Genomic DNA, 19,217 nt, shown 5'->3' with positions numbered 1-19,217 from the left:
TTTTCAGAACCGTGTGAAGCCCTCAGGGGGTATCCGGCTGATTCGCCGGGTGCGCCTGTTGGAATGCTGGATGCCCAGCCGCCAATGCCGCGACCCGACGAATCCGTGGATACGCCTGCAAAGACACATTGAACCGCTCAGCCGCGTACAACTGCGGGATCAGGTACACATCCGCCAGCCCCGGCGCTGCACCGAAGCAATAGCCGTCGTCACCCATCAACTGCTCCACGGCCGCCAATCCCTGGCTGATCCAGTACCCGATCCACTCCGTCACCTGCGTTTCATCGTGGCCCCACTGCCGCAATTTGTTGAGCACGCTGACGTTGTGCAGGGGGTGAATATCGCAACCGATCAGCGCGGCGACGCCACGCTCATGGGCGCGCACCGTCAGGTCGGCGCTGAGCAGCGGCACCTGTGGATAACGTTCCTCCAGGTATTCGATGATGGCGGGCGATTGCACCAGCAGCGCGCCCTCATCGGTACGCAACGCCGGTACCCGGCCCTGGGGGTTGATCGCCAGATAGGCCGGCTGGCGATGCTCGCCCCCAGGCGCAGCGATCAAGTTGACGGGCAAGGCCTGGTAATCCAGCCCCTTGAGCGCCAACGCAATGCGCACCCGATAGGACGAGGTGGAGCGGTAGTAGGTGTAGAGTTCCATGCCCTGCCCCTCAACGCGCCGGCAGGATCTTGCCCCGGCACTCGCCGAAGCCGATGGAGGCGAAACCCTCGCGGCGGCAACGGGCCCGCAAGATGATTTCGTCACCGTCCTCGAGGAATCGGCGCACTTCGCCAGACGCCAGTTCGATCGGTTTTTTACCGCCTTCGGTGATTTCCAGCAGACTGCCGAATTGATGGTTTTCAGGGCCCGACAAGGTGCCCGAGCCAAACAGATCGCCGGCCTGCAACTGGCAACCGTTGACGCTGTGATGCGCGACCATTTGCGCCACGGTCCAGTACATGTACTGGGTGTTGCTCAGGGTCAGGCGCTGGGCCGGCAGGTTTTGCTCGCCCATGGCCTCGGTCAGCAACAGGACTTCCAATTCGATGTCGAAGGCACCACCGGCCTGGTCACGCTTGTCCAGCAGATACGGCAGCGGTTGCGGATCGCCTTGCGGGCGTGCCGGTTGCGGACGACGGAACGGTTCCAGGGCTTCAGCCGTTACCACCCATGGCGAAATACTGGTCAGGAAACTCTTCGACAGAAACGGTCCCAAAGGCTGGTATTCCCACGCCTGGATATCCCGGGCCGACCAGTCGTTGAGCAGGCAGAACCCGCCAATGTGCTCGGCGGCATCGCCGATAGGGATCGGTTCGCCCAGGGCATTGCCCTTGCCGATCCAGATGCCCAGCTCCAGCTCATAGTCCAGCCGCGCACACGGGCCGAACGTCGGCTCGGTCTGGCCGGCCGGCAGGGTCTGGCCCTTGGGGCGGCGCACGTCGGTGCCGGACGGGCGAATGGTCGAGGCGCGACCGTGGTAACCGATGGGGACGTATTTGTAGTTGGGCAGCAACGGATTGTCGGGGCGGAACAGCTTGCCGACATTCTGCGCGTGCTCGATACCGACGTAGAAGTCGGTGTAGTCGTTGATCCTGGCCGGCAGGTGCATCTGGCAGTCGGCAGCGAGGAGCAGCAGTTTCGCGCCCAGGGCTTCGACCTTGCCCCGCAGGGGGCTGTCCTCGCGCAGCAGTTCCAGCAGTCGCTCACGCAGGGCAACCCGGGCGCCTCGGCCAAGGTCGAAAAACCCATTCAACTGGCCGTCGGCCATGGCTTCGACAGCTTGGCGTGCCGCGCCGTCAAACAAGCCCGCGTGCAGCGCCGCCTGCAAATCGAAAATCCGCTCGCCAATCGCCACGCCGCTGCGCAGGGCACCGCCATCGACACTGAAGATACCCAATGGCAGGTTCTGCAACGGGAAGTCCGCATGGCCGTTGGCACAGGCGACCCAGCTACGGGCAGGGGAAAGTTGAGTCATGGGTTATCTCCGGGTCGGGTCGAACGTGACAGGCAGCGAGGCCCAACATGCATCGTAGTCGGTTTGCAGTTGCGGGCAGTCCAGGGCGAAACGGCTTGGACGCAGCACCTGGCTGGTCTCGAACATGAACGCCATGGTGTTGTCGATTTTCACCGGCTGCAGTTCAGCATTGATCGCCTTGGTACAGGTCTCGCCGTCCGGGCCATGGGCACTCATGCAGCTGTGCAAGGACGCGCCGCCCGGCAGGAAACCTTCGGCCTTGGCATCGTAGGCACCCTGGATCAGGCCCATGAATTCGTTCATCAGGTTGCGGTGGAACCACGGTGGACGGAAGGTGTTCTCTGCCACCATCCAGCGTGGCGGGAAAATCACGAAATCGAGGTTGGCCAGGCCGTGGACGCTGGTGGGCGAGGTCAACACGGTGAAAATCGACGGGTCCGGGTGATCGAAGCTGACCGTGCCGATGGTGTTGAAGCGGCGCAGATCATATTTATACGGCACGTTGTTGCCGTGCCAGGCCACCACGTCGAGGGGCGAATGATCCAGCTCGCAACCCCATAACTCACCGAGGAATTTCTGCACCAGCGAGGTGGGTTGCGCGAGGTTCTCATAATGGGCGACCGGTGTCAGGAAGTCCCGTGGGTTCGCCAGGCCATTGCTGCCGATGGGCCCGAGATCCGGCAGGCGCAGCGGCGCTCCGTGGTTTTCGGCGAGGTAACCACGGGCCTGCGGGTCGAGCAGTTCAATGCGAAATTTCAGGCCCCGGGGCAGCACGACGATTTCCAGCGGTGCCAGTTCCAGCACGCCCAACTCGGTGGCGATCCGCAGCCGTCCCAGTTGCGGCACGATCAACCATTCACCGTCGGCATTGAAAAATACCCGCTCCATGGAACGGTTGGCGCGGTACTGATAAAGGCTGATGCCGGCCGGTTTGTCCGCACCGGCATTAGCCGCCATGCACACCAGCCCGTCGATGAAATCGGTAGGCTCGGCGGGGATTTCCAGCGGGTTCCAACGCAGGCGATTGGGCGTGACCTCGCCCAATGGGCCACCCGCCAGTTGCCGTTCGAGCTTGGTGAAGGCCGGGTGATTGGCCGACGGTCGGATGCGATACATCCAGGTACGCCGCGCTTCGCTGCGAGCCATGGTGAACGCCGTACCGGAGAACAACTCGGCATAGAGACCGTATGGGACTTTCTGCGGCGAGTTCTGGCCGACGGGCAAGGCGCCGGGCAAGGCTTCGCTGGCAAATTCATTGCCGAAGCCTGATTGGTAAGCCAGGTCCGACGCTGGGGAAACGAGGTTCATGGAGCCTCCAGGAATGCGGCCCGTCACTCAACGGAGTGGTTGAGGCGTACCGGGTTGTTTTTATCGTAATTCAATTACGCATAACGTAATTTGCTCGACAGCGACCGTCAAGCTATAAAGACGCCCATTCGCCTCAGGACCCAGCGCCTCCATGGAAACCCCGCTCAGCAACGGTAAACAGAAAGTCCGCTCGGCCGAAGTCGGCACCGACATCCTCAAGGCCCTGGCCGAACTGTCGCCCTCCACGTCGCTGTCGCGGCTGGCCGAACACGTGCAAATGCCGGCGAGCAAGGTTCATCGGTATCTGCAAGCCTTGATCGCCAGCGGGTTTGCCGAGCAGAACGCAGCCACCAACCACTACGGCCTGGGCCGCGAGGCCCTGCGCGTAGGCCTGGCAGCGCTCAACGGCATGGACGTGCTGCAAGTGGCCGCCCTGCCCCTGGCCGAATTGCGCGACGACTTGAACGAAACCTGCTTCCTGGCGGTGTGGGGCAACCATGGCGCGACCGTGGTGCGCATCGAACCCGCCGTGCGGGCCGTAACCGTGGTAACGCAACTGGGCTCGGTATTGCCACTGCTCAGTTCGTCCACGGGGCTGGTATTCAGCGCTTATCTGCCGGAGCGCGAGACCATCGGCTTGCGCGAACAGGAAGTACAAGGCACCGAGCACCACGCCCTCGCCGACGACCGCGCTTATGCCGTGTTGTGCGAGCAGATTCGCAGTCGCGGCCTGCACCATGTGCATGGTTTGCTGATGCCGGGGGTGGATGCCTTGTCCGCCCCGGTATTCAATGCCGTCGGCCAAGTGACGGCGGTCATGACCATCGTTGGCCCGACCTCGCTGTTCCATGCCGACGAGCACGGCCCGGCGGCGCAACGCCTGCTGGCAGCGACCCAGGCCGTGAGTTGGCGAATGGGCTATGAAGCGAGTTCGGAATCAGCCCAGGAAATCCGGGACAATCTTGATCATTAGATCATTGAGGTGAGCGGGGGCAAGTCGCGGATGGAGATGACGGTCATCCCCACTGAAGGGCACCATGTAAATAGCTTGGTGATCGCCTTTGGAGTGGTAGGGAATCTCATTATTGTCGAAATGGCCCAGTAGATAGTCGACCAGCGGTTCAGAAGAAGACACCACGCGCTCACCAGCGCCATGGGTAACAAAACCGGTGACGTAGACTTTATCCAGATCGACCCCGGGCAAGTGCAGTTTCAATGCACCATGAACATCCTCAACGGACAAAGGCTTGATGGAACGCCAGGATAAATCCATTGCAGGTTTTTCAGTCAGTTGGGTGACGATATCCGAAACGATTTTTTCGAACGCGATCAAATCCAGCGCCCTGACACGGTCTTCAACGGCAAAAGAATAACGCTTGTTGAACACGTTACTGACGCCTTGTTTGTAGTTGGGCACCCGCTGCTTTTCAACCCAGGTCAATGCTTCATCGAACAGGGTTTCGGACGAGCCAACTTCGGGATTCGGAAAGTCTGCCAATGTATTCAGATAACTGCTGAACGGATTGACACCCAGCGCTTCCAAATAGCGCCCCAACAACACCTGCACGGCAAAATCCACACGGGTATTCTTCAGTGCGAGCAGTTTTTCAGAGTAAGAAGAAAACAACTTGGTATTCATAAGACATCCTTGTCATGTCATAGACCGAACTTCCTGTTCGATCCGCAGGCTTAGTTATACATCAGACAAACCCCATACTGTAAAAAGACAAATGTAAGCGTGCGTAAAGACCTTCGGGAGTTGTTTTCAACCTACCCCATCACCCCCATGACTTTAGCCTTCGCAACTGCTTGAGTACGCCGCTGCACCCCCAACTTGCTATGTATGCGACGCGCATGGGTTTTTACCGTGTGCAACGATATGAACAGTTGCTCGGCAATTTGTTGATTGGAATGACCTTGTGCAATCAATTGCAGAACTTCAAGCTCTCGGTGACTGAGTAACGTATCTTCGGCGCCAGCCGTTGATGGTTCGATGGGCTCTGGCGATTGCGTCCAGTGGCCCAGCTCGGGCTGGCGCAAACGCAGCTCGCACAAGGCTTGCTGGGCCCGCCAGCACGTGACTCGCTTGAGCCCTTCTTGCAGGAGTGTCCGGGCCTGGGAGCGATCGCCGGACAACCAGACAACCTCCGTCAACACCAGATGCAGTTCGGTCTCCAGGCTATGCATTTCACTCTGCTGTGCCCGGGTGATCATGGCTTGCAGGCACGCCTGCGGCTCCTGTGCCCGTTGCAGGTAGACCTCGGCCAGCACCAGCAGGTATTCAAGTCGCGCAATCAATTCCAGCGTCGCGGGAGGCGCGTGCTTGGCCTGCGGCCCACGAAAGTGGCGCAAGACGCGGGTCAAGGCTTCATGGGCCAATTCCGCCCGCCCCTGTTGCAACCAGAACTGACAGCTGGTTTGCAATAACACGCCACGGTAAACGGTGTCGGGGATGTGCCGCTGCTGCATGATCCGCTCGGCATCGCGCAGTTGCATGAAGGCCTCGCCATAATCGCCCTGGTTGGCAGCCAGGCTGGCCTTGCCGAGAAATCCGTAGAGCACCTGTTTGTCCAGGCTGTGCAGCCCTGTTTCCAGACCCGCTTGAAACTGCTCGGCGGCGCGCTCTTCAAACCCCATGCGCAACGCCAGGCGCCCGCGCCGCAGGGCAATACGTCCCAACAACGGGGAAAAGTCCTGGCCTGGTTTATCCAGCAGCGCCTGGACAGCGGCCAGCAGATGATCGGCCCGATGAGGCGCGCCACGTTGTTCCAGGACTTGGGCGTGATCCAGTTCCAGCAATCCTTCGAACACCAGCGAACCCTGTGCGCGCGCCAGGCACAGCGCCTGGCGGTTGATCCGATGCGCGGAAGTCAGTTCGCCTTCAAGCAGCGCCTGCTGCGTCAGCCCACCCAGGCACAGCAACCGTTGGGCCCAGGCCTCGGGGTCCAGGCTGGCCTGGGCCTGGAGAAAGTGCTCGCGCGCCTGTTCGCCATCGCCCGAGAGGTGCAGCAACCAGCCTTGCAAGACCTGCCACCTGGCCAGCAGCTGTCGCTGCCGGCAGGCCGAAGGCTGCGGCATGAACCTGGCCAACTGCTCAATGCATGTCGACGCCTGGTTGAAGCGTCCGGCGAACAACAGCGCAGCGGTGACCAACCCCACCGATTGTGGCGTACAGAGGGTCAGCGCTTCACCTTGTTGATCGTGCAGGCCCAGCAACAGCACCACGTTGCGACGCTGCAAGACGTGCTCGAAGCTCAGATGCTGCAAGAAACTCACGGCAGTCTCGAACTCCTCGGCCAACATGGCTTGCTCGAACGCCATTTGCCAGTCCTGCTCGGCAGCAAACCACTGGCAGGCCCGTCGATGCCAGGAACGCCCCTGCGGCCAGGGCTCTTCACGTACCAGCCGGGCCAGCGCCGGAAAAATCTGCAACCAGTCCGACGTCTGCTCCCATGGTTCGATGAAACATCCCAGGTCCAGTAACAAGGGCAGGCATTGCACGCCCACGGTGTCGCCGAACAGATGCTCGCATAGCCGGGCATTGAAGCGCGGTAGATGCGCCAGCACATGCCAGGCCTGCGCCAGGTCTGGAGTCAGCGCGCTGAACAGTTCGTACTCCAGATAGTCGACCAAGGTCCCCGGCCGTCCGGGCGTTGCATGTTTGCGCGCCCAATCGCAACGTTCCAGCAGCGTGATGCGCACCCCGGCACACCAGCCGCCACTACGTTGAATCACCTCGCGGGCAGTGCGGGCAGCCTGGGGGCCGGGCAGATGACGCAGCAATGGCAGGACATCGTCCGGGGTAAAGAACAACGCCTGCGCATCGAACTCGTGCAGTTCGTCATCGAGCAACAGCCGCGGCCAGTTGCATTGGGGACGGCGGCGGCTATTGAGCCACAGGTGCAACGCTGGACTGCTGGTGTTCAACAGACGGTCGAGCAACTGGTCCAGTTCGGGATTCGGCACCCGGCAGTAGTCATCCAGGAACAACCACGTGGGTGTCTGCAAACGCGCCAGGTGGGCCAGCAGTCCCGCTTCATCAAGCATCGGCAACCCGAGGGCCTGGGCCAGGCGCTCGCACATTTGCACCGCGCTCAACGCCGCGCCCCCCAATGGCAACCAATGCAACCGACACCCGGCGGGAGCCTGCAGGAAACACTCGGCGAACAATGCACTCTTGCCACTGCCCGCTGGCGCGCAAAGCAGTTTTACCCGCGCTTCGGACGTCAGCAAAGACTCACTCAGGGACCGCCGCGGCACGTGCGTCGAGGACAGGCGAGGCAACAATCCTGGACGGTCCGGACACGGGGTCATGGCGGTCATGTGGGTGATCCTGTTTATTGTTATTTCACCACCCTAGTCCTGTGTCGCCGAGCTTTGGAGAAGTATTCAGCGCGCTGATTGGCGCTCATAAAGAAACGACCGGCAGGAGCGCTGCCGGTCGTCATGTCGGGTTCAAATCAGACTCGGTCCCGGGGCGAGGGAGCTTGCTCCCGCTGGGTTGCGCAGCAGCCCCAAAACGGTCCACTCAATGCACCTGATACATCGAGCCGTCTGGTTTCAGGGCCGCTGCGCGCCCCAGCGGGAGCAAGCGCCCTCGCCACAGATGCGGTGTCCGTCCGAAGGGTTAGCGAACCCCGGTCGAACGCAGCGCTGCCGGTGTGTAGTCGGCGGCCCGGGCTTCGAAGCCGTACTCATAGCTGTGTTTCTCTTCGTTCTTCATGCCCAGCGCGATGTAGCGGCCAGCAATGATGTCGTAGAGCGCCTCGAGGGTGTAGCCCGGGTTCTGATGGTCGTAGTAGAACTGGGCATGACCTTCGGCCACCCGCCACAACTGGCCGCGACCGTCGTAGTGATCCACCAGCGCCGCCTGCCAGCTGTCCTCGTCGATGTACATGTGGCGCTTGGCATAGATGTGCCGCTCGCTGGGCTTGACCGTGCCGACCACTTCCCAGACCCGGTGCAATTCATAGCGAGTCAGGTCCTGATTGATATGACCCGCCTTGATTACATCGTCGTACTTGAGGCTTGGCGAGTCGAGCTTGTAGCTGTTGTACGGGATGTACATTTCCTTTTTGCCGACCAGCTTCCAGTCGTAGCGATCCGGCGCACCGGAAAACAGGTCGAAGTTGTCGGAGGTGCGCAACCCGTCGGCGGCGGTGCCCGGGCCGTCGTAAGCCACTTGCGGGGCACGACGCACCCGGCGCTGGCCGGCGTTGTAGATCCAGGCCAGGCGTGGCTCCTTCACTTGGTCGAGGGTTTCATGCACCAGCAGTACGTTACCGGCCAGACGTGCCGGGGCAGTGACCTCCTGCTTGAAATAGGTCAGCACGTTGCTGGCCTTTTCCGGGTCGGCGTCCTTGATCAGGAACGGCACGGCGATTTCTTCTTCGAAGCGGATCGGCGTGAAGCTGCCATTGGTCTGCGGCGTCACCTGGGTGATGACCCGGCGCAGGTTGCCGCCGTGATAACGGGTGACGTGGTTCCACAGCACTTCCACGCCGCTCTTGGGAATCGGGAAGGCGTAGTAGCGGTTGCCGGTGAAATTGGCCAGGCCATTGCCGTCGTTGATGGCGTTCACGTTGAGGGCGCTGCGCTTGGCCGACTCGTAGATTTCCGGCGGCAGGCCCACGCTGCGGTGGGTCGGATAGACCGGGATCTTGTAGGTTTCCGGGTAGCGCTTGAACATCGCGACCTGGCCTTCGGACAGCTTGTCCTTGTACTTGTCCACGGTCGCGGCGGTGATGGTGAACAGCGGTTTTTCATTGGCGAACGGGTCGGCCAGAAAGCCCTTGCTGTCCACGGCACCGGCGTTTTTCGGAATGCCGCCGGTCCAGGCCGGAATCGAGCCATCGGCATTGCCGGCTTTTTCCGCGCCCAACGGCGTAAGGCTGGTACCCAGTTTATTCGCTTCATCCGGCGAGACCGCCGCCATCACGTTCGCGGCCAGCAGGCTCAGGGCCAGGGCACCGCATTGCAGGATCATCTTGCGCATTGGGTTTTCCTTGTCAGCCAGATCAGAAGTTCACGCCGAAGCTCAACGCGAGGAAGTCGCGGTCTTCGAGAACGTTGTAATCGCCGCCAAAAAAGTCGGTGTAGCTCAGGCTGGCGGTGTAGGTGTTGCGGTAGTCGGCATCGACACCAACGCTGATGGCCTTGGCGCCTTCGTTGAACAGACCGTTGGGGCCATAGCCGGCCACGTCGTGGGACCAGGACACGTTGGGCTTGAAGTTCACCCCGCCGATCACGTTGGAGTAATCGAGGATGGCCCGGGCGCGATAGCCCCATGATGTCGAGGTGACGAAACCATCGGTGTCGCCCTGGAAGCCGTATTGGCCGTAGACCGAGTCACGGCCATAACGCAGCTTGTCCTTGGACTCCAGGCCACCGACATGCACGACCGCCGCTTCGCCAACCAGCGTCAGGCGATCAGCCCCCAGCACCTGATCGAAGAAGTGCGTCAGGGTGCTCTGGACCTGGGTCACTTCCTTGCGCCGGTAGCCGGTGTTATCCGCCCCGGCCGAGGTCGCGATGGGCGAGGCCGCGCCACCGACAATCGGGTTGAGCAGCGCCAGGGTCAGGTCGTTGGTATTGACCTGCACCGGCGCGTTGGGACGGTAGCTGACTTCCCCGGTCCAGGCGGTGCCGGTGGGTAACGTCGTGGAGAAACTGGCACCGTACAGGCGGATGTCTTCCGGGTATTCAAGGTAATACTGACCGCGTCCCAGCATGACGCTTTGCGCCAGGCCGCTGCCGCTGCCTGGGGCCAGAATGTTGGCAATCGAGATCATTCCCGGCAAGGCCGCCAGCGTAGAGGAACCTGCGGTGATGGTGCCAACAGTAGGCGTGCGGCTGTGGTAATTCATGAAGTACAGGCCGTACTCGGTATCATCGCCGAGCCAGCGCAACGCGGTACCCCACTGGCCGGAGTCACGGGCATCGCGGTCGCCACTACGGGGAATGATCACCCCTTCGCTGGACACCTGGATGCCCTGGCCGAATGCCTCGGTCAATGGCACGAACGGCGCAATCGCCGGGCTGCCCACCGTGTAGCCACTGGTGCAACCATCGGCCACCACATCGTTGCCGAAGAACGTGCCGCAGTTATCCACCACGGTCTGGTCCCACTCCAACTGATAGAAGCCTTCGATGGTGAGCTTGTCGGTCAGGCCCTGGGAGGCGAACAGCATGTTCACGGGGATCAGGCCTTCCTTGATCTCCGCACCAGGGCGACGGAACGCGGACACGTCCACCGGGTTGATGCTGTTGATCGAGTTGCCGATGAAGGTACTTTCCCCCCAACTGACCACCTGCTTGCCGGCGCGCACGGTGCCCGGCAAATCGGCGATGGAATAGTTGTGATAGACGAATGCATCGAGAATCTGCGCCCCCGAGGACTTGGCGCCTTCCTTGCGATTGCTGTCGCTGATGTCCTTGAACTCGCGGCCTTCATCCTTGAGTTCGAAGTCATACCAGTACTTGCCACGCACGAACACGCCGGTATCGCCGTACTTGAGTTCAAGGTCGTGCAGGCCTTTGAAGATTTTGGAAAAGGTCTCGCCCTTCTTGAAATTCAGCCGCCCATCATCACCGGTGGACGATTGGCCCCGACCGCCGTTGACCGTGCCAACCAAGTCGTTGTCGGCATCGCGCATGCCCCAGCTTGCGCCCACGGACAACGACGAATCGAACTGACCCTCGATCTCGCCAATGTTGAATGAAACGGCCTGCGCCTGGGCACAGCAACCCAAGGCCACCGCGACGGCCAGCGCCTGCGGCTTGAAGATGGCGCGCATTGTTATTGTTGTCATGCGTCTTCCCCGGTGAGTGACAGAGGCTTCACCCTACTGCCGCACGCCAGGGGCGATAAGCGCACCAAGGAGGTATTCGCGCTGTACCTAAAAAGGATTACAGCCCATGCGGCGCAGGCCTTTGCGCCGTGCATGGATGGACTGGATGATGGGTCATCAGCGCCGCGCATACCCATGCCCAGCCTTCGACTGTTACGCGCCCTGCAACGGTGCATGTCTGAATCCGGGCTGTTTCCCGCGGGGCTCGATGCCTATGCTGGCCGGGCTTTCAGGGCAACGGGCCTGCAAGCACAAGCCTCATGGCATCCCTCATGCCTGGCACACCGTCTTCGGATGGATTGGCGTATCGGTCCATCATCCCGTGTTTACCGACGTTGGTTTGTAGCTCCTTTGCAACGTCACGCTTAGGCCGCTGCTTTTTGCAGCGGCCTTTTTTATGTGCGCCTATTTCCGAGTTAAAACTTCTTGTTTCCTACGTTGTTGTCGGAAAGGCTCACCTGCCTGTTTTAAGAGAACGAACTTATAGTTTCCTTGGTCGCCCAGGATGGGTGACTACGCAAATAGCCATGAACGACTGCACGTATTGAATCACGGCATGGCTATTCAGATTCGATTCGAAAGGAACTCGATATGCAGCAAGAAAAAAATCTACTTGTAAATAGAGGTATACCTCGCACGCCTTCGTCACCTGACGGGTTTGGGTTTAACGCAAGGCGCGTGTCAGGCCCAGACCACTCTGATCGTGCATACGATGCCGTTGATTATGCTCTTGATTGGCTAGATGAAAGCAACACTTCTACCGAAGAGCTCTTCAAAGAAAATGTCAGGAATATCACTCATATAACCAACGCCGAACTCGCCAAAACAAGAGCAGCCGTTGCTGCGGTGGTCCCTCGTGGAACCGATGCAGCCGAAATTGAATTACGAACACTCAAGCTACAACTGTTCAAAGCGAGAAAAGATCATCAAGAACACATAGCGATAGCCAATCTTTATTATGGTCATGATCCACTGACTCACAAAACTCAAGACGCTCGTTATAAGGGGTTCGAGCTCATTGGCCGTCGTGGAGGTGAAAGGGCTTACTACAACGCAATTTCCAAGTGGAATGTTTCTTATGCTGCGGCGTACGAGGCAAAATTCCTGGCTGAGCAGATCAAGCTATTGGATGCTCGCTTAACCGCACACAACAAAGCCATTGCCCAGGCAAACGCAAAAGCAGCCGCGGAGGCTCGGGCAAAGGCTCAAGCTGAAGCCAAACGCGTGGCTCAGGAACAGGCGCGCAAGGCCGCCGAAGCCGAGGCTAAACGCGCGGCTGAAGAACAAGCACGGATTGCACGGATTGCCGCAACAGTAGCTGCTAAACAAGCCCACGATGCCGCCATGGCCTTATGGGAGGCCGAAAGGTGGGCCGCTGCTGAAGAACTGGAGGCGGAGGAAGCGAGGCGTCAGGCAGAAGTCAAAAAGGCACGTCAACCAGCCCGGGCTACCCGTACATTTCCAGTATCGGGCTCCGCCGCAGCCGCCGGCCCAGTATTTACAATCGCAGGTGGGACCTTCGCCCCCAACCGGGTGACCGCCTCGGGCATCACGGATGAGTTACGCACCGCGGTTTCGGCGATCCTAAAAACAGTTACCGCAACGGCATTACCCACTGTTGCATGGTTTGCGTCACTGATTGACCCGTCGGAGCTGGGCAACGAAGAACGCTACGCCCTGAGTGTTCCGCTGTCAGAACTAGCTCCAGCCAACACCGATGATTTGCTGGCAGTCGCAACATCGAAGGGAGAGGTCAATCTCCCGGTGGTGCTGGGTTCCATGACCACCGACGACGAGATGATGTTCGTCGTCGCGAGTGCCGACGGAACATCGGTGCCCTCCAGCGTGCCGGTCAGGCTTGCAACACTCGACCCTCACAGCAACGTCTACAAATCCTACAGTCCAGATGGCTCATCCACCTTGATGACCTGGACGCCTATCGTAAAAGAGACGGATGCATCCACGACACTGCCATCGATCGTGCCGAAGATCGACCTCTATGAGGGCGGAACCCCCTGGGCCATAACCAGAGGGGTCGATAAGGATCCGGAGCTGGAGGATTACGATTTTGGTAGTGGGTTCGTCACGGTGTTCCCGGTTGAGTCGGGTATTCCGCCCATCTATACCGTCTTTAACAACTCTTCTGAATGGGCTTCCACGGAAGAGGCACGCAAGGCAGCCGAAGCCGAGATCCTAGGCGTAGCCCAGGCACAAGCACTGGAACAAGTCCTGGCGGGCCGCGCCTATCCTATACCGGGCGCGGCGGCCGCAGCCGGTCCGGTGTTCACGCTTGTCGGCAGTAGCCTGGCCATAAGTTCGGAAGCGACCTTGGCCATCCAGGCCGCGCTACGAGCCGCAGTCGCCATGGCTGTCGAATCGCTTACCGCAGTGGCAGCGCCGACCTTGGCGGGTTTTGCGGCGCTGCTCTATTCACCCAAGCTGGCAAACGGTGAATTACCCGAGCGATATGCGTTCAGCACGCCACTCTCGGAGCTCGCACCGACACATCACCACGACTTGCATGCAATCGCGGCGGCCGACGGATTCGTTGACTTGCCGGTACGCCTCACTTCTCAAGCAACCGTGGATGGTCAATCCGAAATCCTCGTGATCAACACCGACGGTGTAACCCACCCGTCAAAAACCAGAGTGGTGCCGGTTACCTATAACGCACAACAGAACCTCTACATCGCTACAACTGAACAAACCCCACCCAGAACCTTGACGTGGACGCCGGTCGTTCAACCCGGAAACAGCTCCACGGCCCTTCCCGCCGAGCCGCCCGCCCCGCCTGTTTATACAGGCGCATCGGTAACGCCCATAGAGGGAAGGATCGATCCGTTTCCCGAAATAACCGCAAACAGCTTCGATGATTATGTTTTCGTTTTCCCAATCGACTCAGGCCTGCCGCCTCTGTACGTCATGTTCAGGGATCGACGGGAAGACCCTGGGGTTGCGCTGGGAATGGGGGCTCCGGTTTCAGGCGTGTGGACGGATGCAGCATCGAAAGGTGAAGGGGCACCCATTCCGTCGCAGATTGCGGATCAGTTGAGGGGAAAGGAGTTTAGGCGTTTCAGGAAGTTTCGGGAGGCTTTTTGGAAAGCCGTCGCTGGCGATCCTATACTTTCGCAACAATTTAATTCACGTAATCTAGTAGAAATGAAAAAAGGTCGTTCTGCCTATACCAAGGAGACTGAACAGATTGGCGCACGAACCAAATATGAGCTTCACCATAAACAATACATTTCTTTAAATGGTGGAGTTTACGACATTGACAATATCACTCTCGCCACCCCTAAAAGACATATTGAAATTCATAGAGAGCACAAACAATGAAGAAATCGATAACCGAAATAACTGAAAAAGAATTTCTCGCCTTCATAATAAAAATTTCAGAAGGAAATTTTCCTTCTGAAAAAGCACATAACAACGCAGTCTTGGATTTCAAGCGTATCTCAGAGCACCCCGCAGGATCAGATCTTCTATTTTATCCAGAGCCTGGCAAGGAAAGCTCTGAGGCGATAGTCGACGAGATAAAAAACTGGCGTGCAGCCAACGGTAAACCAGGCTTCAAGCAACCCTGACGCTCCAGATATTTGAACGCCCCTTGCTGCTGAATAATCGGCAGCAGGGGTCTCTCGACTCCGGCGTCATGATGTACCGAACCCAGCAGCATTTTGACCATCCACTCCTCATCGGTAAGAAGCAATGCACCTCCTCTATCCTAGCGACCCATTTTATAAAAAACGTCCTGACGAGCAGTACGCTGAAGAGTACGAAGCGGTAATGACTGCGGGACTGAGGACTGTGCTGTTCTCTTTTGAAGATTTCGAAGCGGGCCTTTTCAAGACTTCTGCGTCCCTCACGCCCGGAGACTCGATTTTGTACCGCGGGTGGATGCTGACACCCGACGCTTATGCTGCTTTGGTTAACCAACTGCGTGAAAAAGGCGTCATTGAAGTCACCAACGCCACGCAATACCGACACTGTCATCACCTGCCACAGTGGTATCCGTTGTTGACTGCCTATACGAGCGAAACGGTGGTGCTGGACAGCGATGCAAACTTCGTTCAAGCGCTCGAAGACCTGCAATGGCCAGGCTACTTCATCAAGGACTACGTAAAGTCACTTAACACCGGTGGTGGCAGTCTAGTGGACACTCCCGAAGGCATAGCACCGCTTGTTGAAGAGATGCGCCAATACCGGGGGCAGATTGAGGGCGGTATCTGCGTCAGACGACGAGAGGAATACCTTGAAGAAACCGAGCGTCGTTATTTTGTACTCCAAGGGCAGGCCTACGGCGTCACCGATGAGATTCCTGAGTTGGTGACCGAGTGCGCACGGCTGATCGACAGTCCTTTTTTTTCGGTCGACGTAGTACTCAGGTCAGACGGTGTGCTGCGGGTGGTCGAGCTCGGCGACGGGCAGGTATCAGACCGCAAGGAATGGCCCGCTGAGCGCTTTGCCTGGATGTTGAGCCGTGCGGGATAGGTCTGGGCCCTATCGAGACCGCCGCGAACCTGGCGGCCCTGGTGCAAAAATATTTTCCATGAGCACGGTTACCGCAGCGGGCGACAACCGGCCCAGGTAATGAGACTTAAATGGCGTGGTGTTGCAAGTTCGCCATCATTTCTTTCAAGGCTTCCAGATTGTCATTCGGGTGCACCGCATGCTCGAAGTCGCAGATCTGCTGCCAATGGGCGGCGACGTCTTCGGGCGAAAACCCTTTGCGCGGATCAAAGCCCGCCCCCAGGCTGCGTTCCCAGCGCACCTTGCCCATCCAGCCGCCGCCCACTTCGAACAGGCCGGAGGTTTCCTGGCAGGTTTCACTGGCCAGGTACACCACCAGCGGGCTGACGAGTTCAGGTTTGAGTTGCTCGAATACCTGCGGCGGGATCAGGCCTTCGGTCATGCGCGTGCCGCCTGTGGGGGCGATGGCGTTGACCAGGATATTGTTCTTGCGCCCCTCGATGGCCAGGGTGCGGGTCAGGCCATACAGGCCAAGCTTGGCCATGCCGTAGTTGGATTGGCCGAAGTTGCCGTAGATGCCGGACGTGGACGCGGTGAAGATCACCCGTCCATAATTCTGTTCACGCAGGTGCGGCCATGCGGCGCGGGTGACTTTGTAGGCGCCTTCGACATGGACGCGGTAGACCAGGTCCCAATCGGCGTCGTCCATTTTGTGAAAGGTCTTGTCCCGCAGGATCCCGGCGTTGTTGACCACCACATCAACCCGGCCGAACGCGTCGAGGGCATTTTGTACCAGCTTGTCGCCATCGGTCACCGAGTCGTGGTTGGCCTCGGCGATGCCGCCCGCCTCGCGGATTTCGGCGACCACCCGGTCTGCTGCCGAGGCATTGGCCCCTTCCCCTTGAGCCGAGCCGCCAAGGTCGTTGACCAGCACTTTTGCGCCTTGTTTGGCGAACAGCAGCGCATGGGCGCGGCCCAGGCCCCCGCCGGCTCCCGTGACGATCACGACTTTATCTTCGAAGCGCACAGACTCACTCATGGCAGAACTCCAGCAGGCGGACAGGACAATGGGCACGAGTGTCCGGCACAAGTCGACCGGTCACAATCAACACGGTTGCAAGTGAATGGTGGGCGATAAGGTGAGGGGATGATGCGGGCCCAAGCCACAGCGGCCTATTCGATTTTCCTGCTGGCAGAGGCACCGCTATCGCGAGCAGGCTCGCGATAGCGGTTTTTCAATCAGAATAGATGCTGGATGTGCTGACGCGTTCGCGAGCAAGCTCGCTCCCACAAGGTATCGTCATGAACAGGCCATTTGTCTGTGCGGTGCGGCGATGGCTTCGCGAAACGCCAGGTAATGCTTGAGCACCTGCACCGGCGCCTCGGTGTGCGGGTAATGACCAATGTCGGGCAACAACACTGTGTCCGGGCTCGGGATCAGGGCCTCGTAGCGCGCCACCATGTGTTCTCCGGAAATCGGGTCGACCGCGCCGTCAATCACCCGCAACGGCACGTCGCCGCGCTGCATCGCCTGCACCCAGCGATCCCGCTGCACACGGCGTTCGGGAATATAGGCAATGAGCTTGTGCATGATCCGCGGACCACGATGGGCTTCTACCAGACTCCAGAAATCATCCAGCTCGCTTTCAGTGGGGGTGGTCCGGGGGCCGAAAATCTGCCGAAAGCTGCTGACCAGGCTTTCCCGGGAGAACGCCCGCCCCAGCAGCCACCCCAGGGGGCTGAGCAAAAGTTTCTGGGCCCAGACTGGGCGGTGAGTTTCCGGGAACAGGCCGCCATTGAGAAAGACGCAACTGGCGAGATGGATGCGCGCTTCGTAATGCCGCGCCAGCAGTTCCTGGGCCACGCTATCACCGTAATCGTGGGCCAACACATGCAGCGCGCCCCTCACATTCAGGTGCGCGAGCAGGGCCTGTTGCAGATCGGCTTGCTCCAGCAGGCTGTAGACGTGATCCGTCGGTTTGGCGGAGTCGCCGAAACCGAGCATGTCACACGCGATCACCCGGTAACGTTGCGCCAACGGTTGCCACAGGTAGTGCCAATCCCAACTGGCTGTGGGGAACCCGTGGATCAGCAGCAACGGCTCGCCCTGCCCGGCCACCCAGTAACGGATGGCATGACCTCGGAACATGAAGATCTGGCTGCGCTGGCGCCAGATACGCAGGGGAATCTGGGCCAGGGGCATCAGCTTCGATACCCAGCGTCTTGTTGATCGAGCTTGCGTAACAACGCCGGCCAGGCCAACGCGCCGCCCATGCCCTGGGCGCTTTTGGTCACCCCGGCGATCATCGCCCGGGCGCCAGCCAGGATCTGCGGCTCGATGGCAATCAGCTCGGCCCCGCCGCTCTGCGCCAGGACCTGGATGTCACAGGCCCGCTGAAAGGTGAACATCATCAGGAAGGTATCGGCGATGGTACCGCCGCAGGTCAGCAAGCCATGGTTGTGCAGCATCAGGAAGTTGCTCTCGCCCAGGTCCGCCTGCAGGCGAGCCTTTTCTTCGTGATTCAAGGCCACACCTTCGTAGGCGTGATAGGCCAGGCTCGACAGCACGAACAGCGATTGCTGGCTGATCGGCAGCACCCCCTGTTTCTGGGCCGATACCGCCACGCCAGCAGCGGTGTGGGTGTGCAGCACACAGGCCACATCATGGCGTACCTCATGCACCGCGCTGTGGATGGTGTAGCCGGCCGGGTTGATCTCGTAGGGGCTGTCCATCAACTTGTTGCCGGCCTGATCGACCTTGACCAGGCTCGAGGCAGTGATTTCATGGAACATCATCCCGAACGGGTTGATCAGGAAATCCTCGGTACCGGGAACCTTTGCGGAAATATGGGTGAAGATCAGGTCATCCCAACCGTGCAGCGCAACAAGCCGATAACAGGCGGCAAGGTCCACCCGGGTTTGCCATTCGGCCGCACTGACCTGATCTTTGATGCTGAGTGTCGTTTGGACGGGCGCTACGCTCACGGCTCTGACCTCTGGTTTCTTGTTATATGTTTCGATCGAAACGTCGTACGCAAGAAAATCAGTCTAGTCAGCTCTTTCAGAGGCGGTAGTTGCGTTCGCAGCCAGCTTACTGGCCGAACGAGTCAGCGCATCCGCTTCAAGGGCGCAACGTGTCAATCAACTCAGCAAGCCATGGCTCGGCGTCGGTTTCCGGCGTGACGCTCTCGCTGGCATCCAGACGCAGCATCGGCAGCACCTCACGTACGCCCAATTCGACGAACAGCTCGCACATCTGCTCGCCACCGGCGCAGAAGGTATCCCCATAGCTGGCGTCGCCCAGGCCGATCACCGCGCCAGGCAAACCGCGAAAGAACCCGGGCAACTGGTCGCGGATGACCGAATACAACGGCATCAAATTGTCCGGCAACTCACCCATGCCGGTCGTGGAAGTCACTGCCAGCACGGCCTGCGGTGCGAATGCCTGCACATCCGCCAGGGTCGCACGAGGGTCGTGCCAGGATTCAAAGCCTGCCTCGCGAAGCAGTTTGGCGGCGTGCCGGGCGACTTCTTCGGCGGTGCCATACACTGAGCCGGAAAGAATGGCGACTTTCATCGATCTGATCCTGAACCTGAAAAAAGAGCCAGGATAGTA

At 59.6% G+C, this 19,217-nt stretch carries 15 protein-coding genes; 4 read left to right on the top strand and 11 right to left on the bottom strand.

Going from position 1 to position 19,217, the window contains the following annotated elements; all coding sequences use genetic code 11:
• Nucleotides 1–22: 22 nt before the first annotated feature.
• Genes maiA through hmgA form a run of 3 tightly spaced genes read right to left on the bottom strand, consistent with a single transcriptional unit; the run spans nucleotide 23 to nucleotide 3,281 of the window.
• A complete protein-coding gene (gene maiA / locus BLT00_RS23225; RefSeq protein ID WP_092149406.1) occupies nucleotides 23–658 on the bottom strand; it encodes a maleylacetoacetate isomerase in 636 nt (211 codons plus the stop codon).
• A 10-nt stretch (nucleotides 659–668) separates the two neighbouring features.
• Nucleotides 669–1,973 (bottom strand): fumarylacetoacetase, encoded by a 1,305-nt coding sequence (fahA, locus tag BLT00_RS23220; protein ID WP_092149403.1) that lies wholly within the window; start codon nucleotides 1,971–1,973, stop codon nucleotides 669–671.
• Between the two features lie 3 nt (nucleotides 1,974–1,976).
• Nucleotides 1,977–3,281 (bottom strand): homogentisate 1,2-dioxygenase, encoded by a 1,305-nt coding sequence (gene hmgA / locus BLT00_RS23215; RefSeq protein WP_092149400.1) that lies wholly within the window; start codon nucleotides 3,279–3,281, stop codon nucleotides 1,977–1,979.
• Nucleotides 3,282–3,432: 151 nt separating this feature from the next.
• Between hmgA and BLT00_RS23210 the strand changes: the two genes are divergently transcribed.
• Nucleotides 3,433–4,254 (top strand): IclR family transcriptional regulator, encoded by an 822-nt coding sequence (locus BLT00_RS23210; RefSeq protein ID WP_092149397.1) that lies wholly within the window; start codon nucleotides 3,433–3,435, stop codon nucleotides 4,252–4,254.
• Here the strand turns inward: BLT00_RS23210 and BLT00_RS23205 are convergent.
• The 4 genes from BLT00_RS23205 to BLT00_RS23190 form a co-directional block, all read right to left on the bottom strand.
• Nucleotides 4,219–4,920 (bottom strand): hypothetical protein, encoded by a 702-nt coding sequence (locus BLT00_RS23205; protein WP_092149394.1) that lies wholly within the window; start codon nucleotides 4,918–4,920, stop codon nucleotides 4,219–4,221. The two genes, BLT00_RS23210 and BLT00_RS23205, sit on opposite strands and share 36 nt — an antisense overlap.
• A 131-nt stretch (nucleotides 4,921–5,051) precedes the next feature.
• Nucleotides 5,052–7,604: a LuxR C-terminal-related transcriptional regulator gene (locus BLT00_RS23200; protein ID WP_092149391.1), complete on the bottom strand. Its 2,553-nt coding sequence runs from the start codon at nucleotides 7,602–7,604 to the stop codon at nucleotides 5,052–5,054.
• Between the two features lie 304 nt (nucleotides 7,605–7,908).
• Nucleotides 7,909–9,276 carry a DUF1329 domain-containing protein gene (locus BLT00_RS23195; RefSeq protein ID WP_063324435.1) on the bottom strand — a complete coding sequence of 456 codons (1,368 nt, stop codon included), beginning with the start codon at nucleotides 9,274–9,276 and terminating at the stop codon, nucleotides 7,909–7,911.
• A 22-nt stretch (nucleotides 9,277–9,298) separates the two neighbouring features.
• A complete protein-coding gene (locus tag BLT00_RS23190) occupies nucleotides 9,299–11,092 on the bottom strand; it encodes a DUF1302 domain-containing protein (RefSeq protein WP_092149388.1) in 1,794 nt (597 codons plus the stop codon).
• A gap of 630 nt (nucleotides 11,093–11,722) precedes the next feature.
• Between BLT00_RS23190 and BLT00_RS23185 the strand changes: the two genes are divergently transcribed.
• The 3 genes from BLT00_RS23185 to BLT00_RS23175 all read left to right on the top strand — a co-directional run bounded on the left by BLT00_RS23185 (nucleotide 11,723) and on the right by BLT00_RS23175 (nucleotide 15,622).
• Nucleotides 11,723–14,467 carry an S-type pyocin domain-containing protein gene (locus tag BLT00_RS23185; RefSeq protein WP_092149385.1) on the top strand — a complete coding sequence of 915 codons (2,745 nt, stop codon included), beginning with the start codon at nucleotides 11,723–11,725 and terminating at the stop codon, nucleotides 14,465–14,467.
• A complete protein-coding gene (locus BLT00_RS23180) occupies nucleotides 14,464–14,715 on the top strand; it encodes a bacteriocin immunity protein (RefSeq protein WP_092149382.1) in 252 nt (83 codons plus the stop codon). Before BLT00_RS23185 ends, BLT00_RS23180 begins: the two co-directional genes overlap by 4 nt.
• 124 nt (nucleotides 14,716–14,839) lie before the next feature.
• Nucleotides 14,840–15,622: an ATP-grasp domain-containing protein gene (locus tag BLT00_RS23175; protein WP_092149379.1), complete on the top strand. Its 783-nt coding sequence runs from the start codon at nucleotides 14,840–14,842 to the stop codon at nucleotides 15,620–15,622.
• A 106-nt stretch (nucleotides 15,623–15,728) separates the two neighbouring features.
• Here the strand turns inward: BLT00_RS23175 and BLT00_RS23170 are convergent, their stop codons facing one another.
• The 4 genes from BLT00_RS23170 to BLT00_RS23155 all read right to left on the bottom strand — a co-directional run bounded on the left by BLT00_RS23170 (nucleotide 15,729) and on the right by BLT00_RS23155 (nucleotide 19,178).
• The gene (locus BLT00_RS23170; protein ID WP_092149376.1) at nucleotides 15,729–16,640 is read right to left on the bottom strand and encodes an SDR family oxidoreductase; all 912 of its coding nucleotides are present in this window, start codon (nucleotides 16,638–16,640) and stop codon (nucleotides 15,729–15,731) included.
• Nucleotides 16,641–16,901: 261 nt separating this feature from the next.
• Nucleotides 16,902–17,804, bottom strand: a complete 903-nt coding sequence (locus tag BLT00_RS23165; RefSeq protein WP_063324431.1) for an alpha/beta fold hydrolase — start codon at nucleotides 17,802–17,804, stop codon at nucleotides 16,902–16,904.
• A complete protein-coding gene (locus tag BLT00_RS23160; protein WP_063324430.1) occupies nucleotides 17,804–18,586 on the bottom strand; it encodes a class II aldolase/adducin family protein in 783 nt (260 codons plus the stop codon). The genes BLT00_RS23165 and BLT00_RS23160 overlap by 1 nt, the downstream gene beginning before the upstream one ends.
• 136 nt (nucleotides 18,587–18,722) lie before the next feature.
• Nucleotides 18,723–19,178, bottom strand: a complete 456-nt coding sequence (locus BLT00_RS23155) for a flavodoxin (RefSeq protein ID WP_063324429.1) — start codon at nucleotides 19,176–19,178, stop codon at nucleotides 18,723–18,725.
• Between the last annotated feature and the right edge of the window lie 39 nt (nucleotides 19,179–19,217).

The organism is Pseudomonas sp. NFACC51 (assembly GCF_900103575.1).
GTDB classification, from domain to species: domain Bacteria; phylum Pseudomonadota; class Gammaproteobacteria; order Pseudomonadales; family Pseudomonadaceae; genus Aquipseudomonas; species Aquipseudomonas fluorescens_Q.
Note: the sequence above shows the minus strand (reverse complement) of the source record. Positions and strands in the feature narration are given on the sequence as shown.

Bases quoted from the DNA above. Each gene is read 5' to 3' on its own strand.
- BLT00_RS23190 (WP_092149388.1), bottom strand. From the start codon at position 11,092: ATGACAACAATAACAATGCGCGCCATCTTCAAGCCGCAGGCGCTGGCC.
- BLT00_RS23180 (WP_092149382.1), top strand. From the start codon at position 14,464: ATGAAGAAATCGATAACCGAAATAACTGAAAAAGAATTTCTCGCCTTC.
- fahA (WP_092149403.1), bottom strand. From the start codon at position 1,973: ATGACTCAACTTTCCCCTGCCCGTAGCTGGGTCGCCTGTGCCAACGGC.
- BLT00_RS23165 (WP_063324431.1), bottom strand. From the start codon at position 17,804: ATGCCCCTGGCCCAGATTCCCCTGCGTATCTGGCGCCAGCGCAGCCAG.
- BLT00_RS23195 (WP_063324435.1), bottom strand. From the start codon at position 9,276: ATGCGCAAGATGATCCTGCAATGCGGTGCCCTGGCCCTGAGCCTGCTG.
- BLT00_RS23200 (WP_092149391.1), bottom strand. From the start codon at position 7,604: ATGACCGCCATGACCCCGTGTCCGGACCGTCCAGGATTGTTGCCTCGC.
- BLT00_RS23205 (WP_092149394.1), bottom strand. From the start codon at position 4,920: ATGAATACCAAGTTGTTTTCTTCTTACTCTGAAAAACTGCTCGCACTG.
- BLT00_RS23185 (WP_092149385.1), top strand. From the start codon at position 11,723: ATGCAGCAAGAAAAAAATCTACTTGTAAATAGAGGTATACCTCGCACG.
- BLT00_RS23155 (WP_063324429.1), bottom strand. From the start codon at position 19,178: ATGAAAGTCGCCATTCTTTCCGGCTCAGTGTATGGCACCGCCGAAGAA.
- BLT00_RS23210 (WP_092149397.1), top strand. From the start codon at position 3,433: ATGGAAACCCCGCTCAGCAACGGTAAACAGAAAGTCCGCTCGGCCGAA.
- maiA (WP_092149406.1), bottom strand. From the start codon at position 658: ATGGAACTCTACACCTACTACCGCTCCACCTCGTCCTATCGGGTGCGC.
- BLT00_RS23170 (WP_092149376.1), bottom strand. From the start codon at position 16,640: ATGAGTGAGTCTGTGCGCTTCGAAGATAAAGTCGTGATCGTCACGGGA.
- BLT00_RS23175 (WP_092149379.1), top strand. From the start codon at position 14,840: ATGCACCTCCTCTATCCTAGCGACCCATTTTATAAAAAACGTCCTGAC.
- hmgA (WP_092149400.1), bottom strand. From the start codon at position 3,281: ATGAACCTCGTTTCCCCAGCGTCGGACCTGGCTTACCAATCAGGCTTC.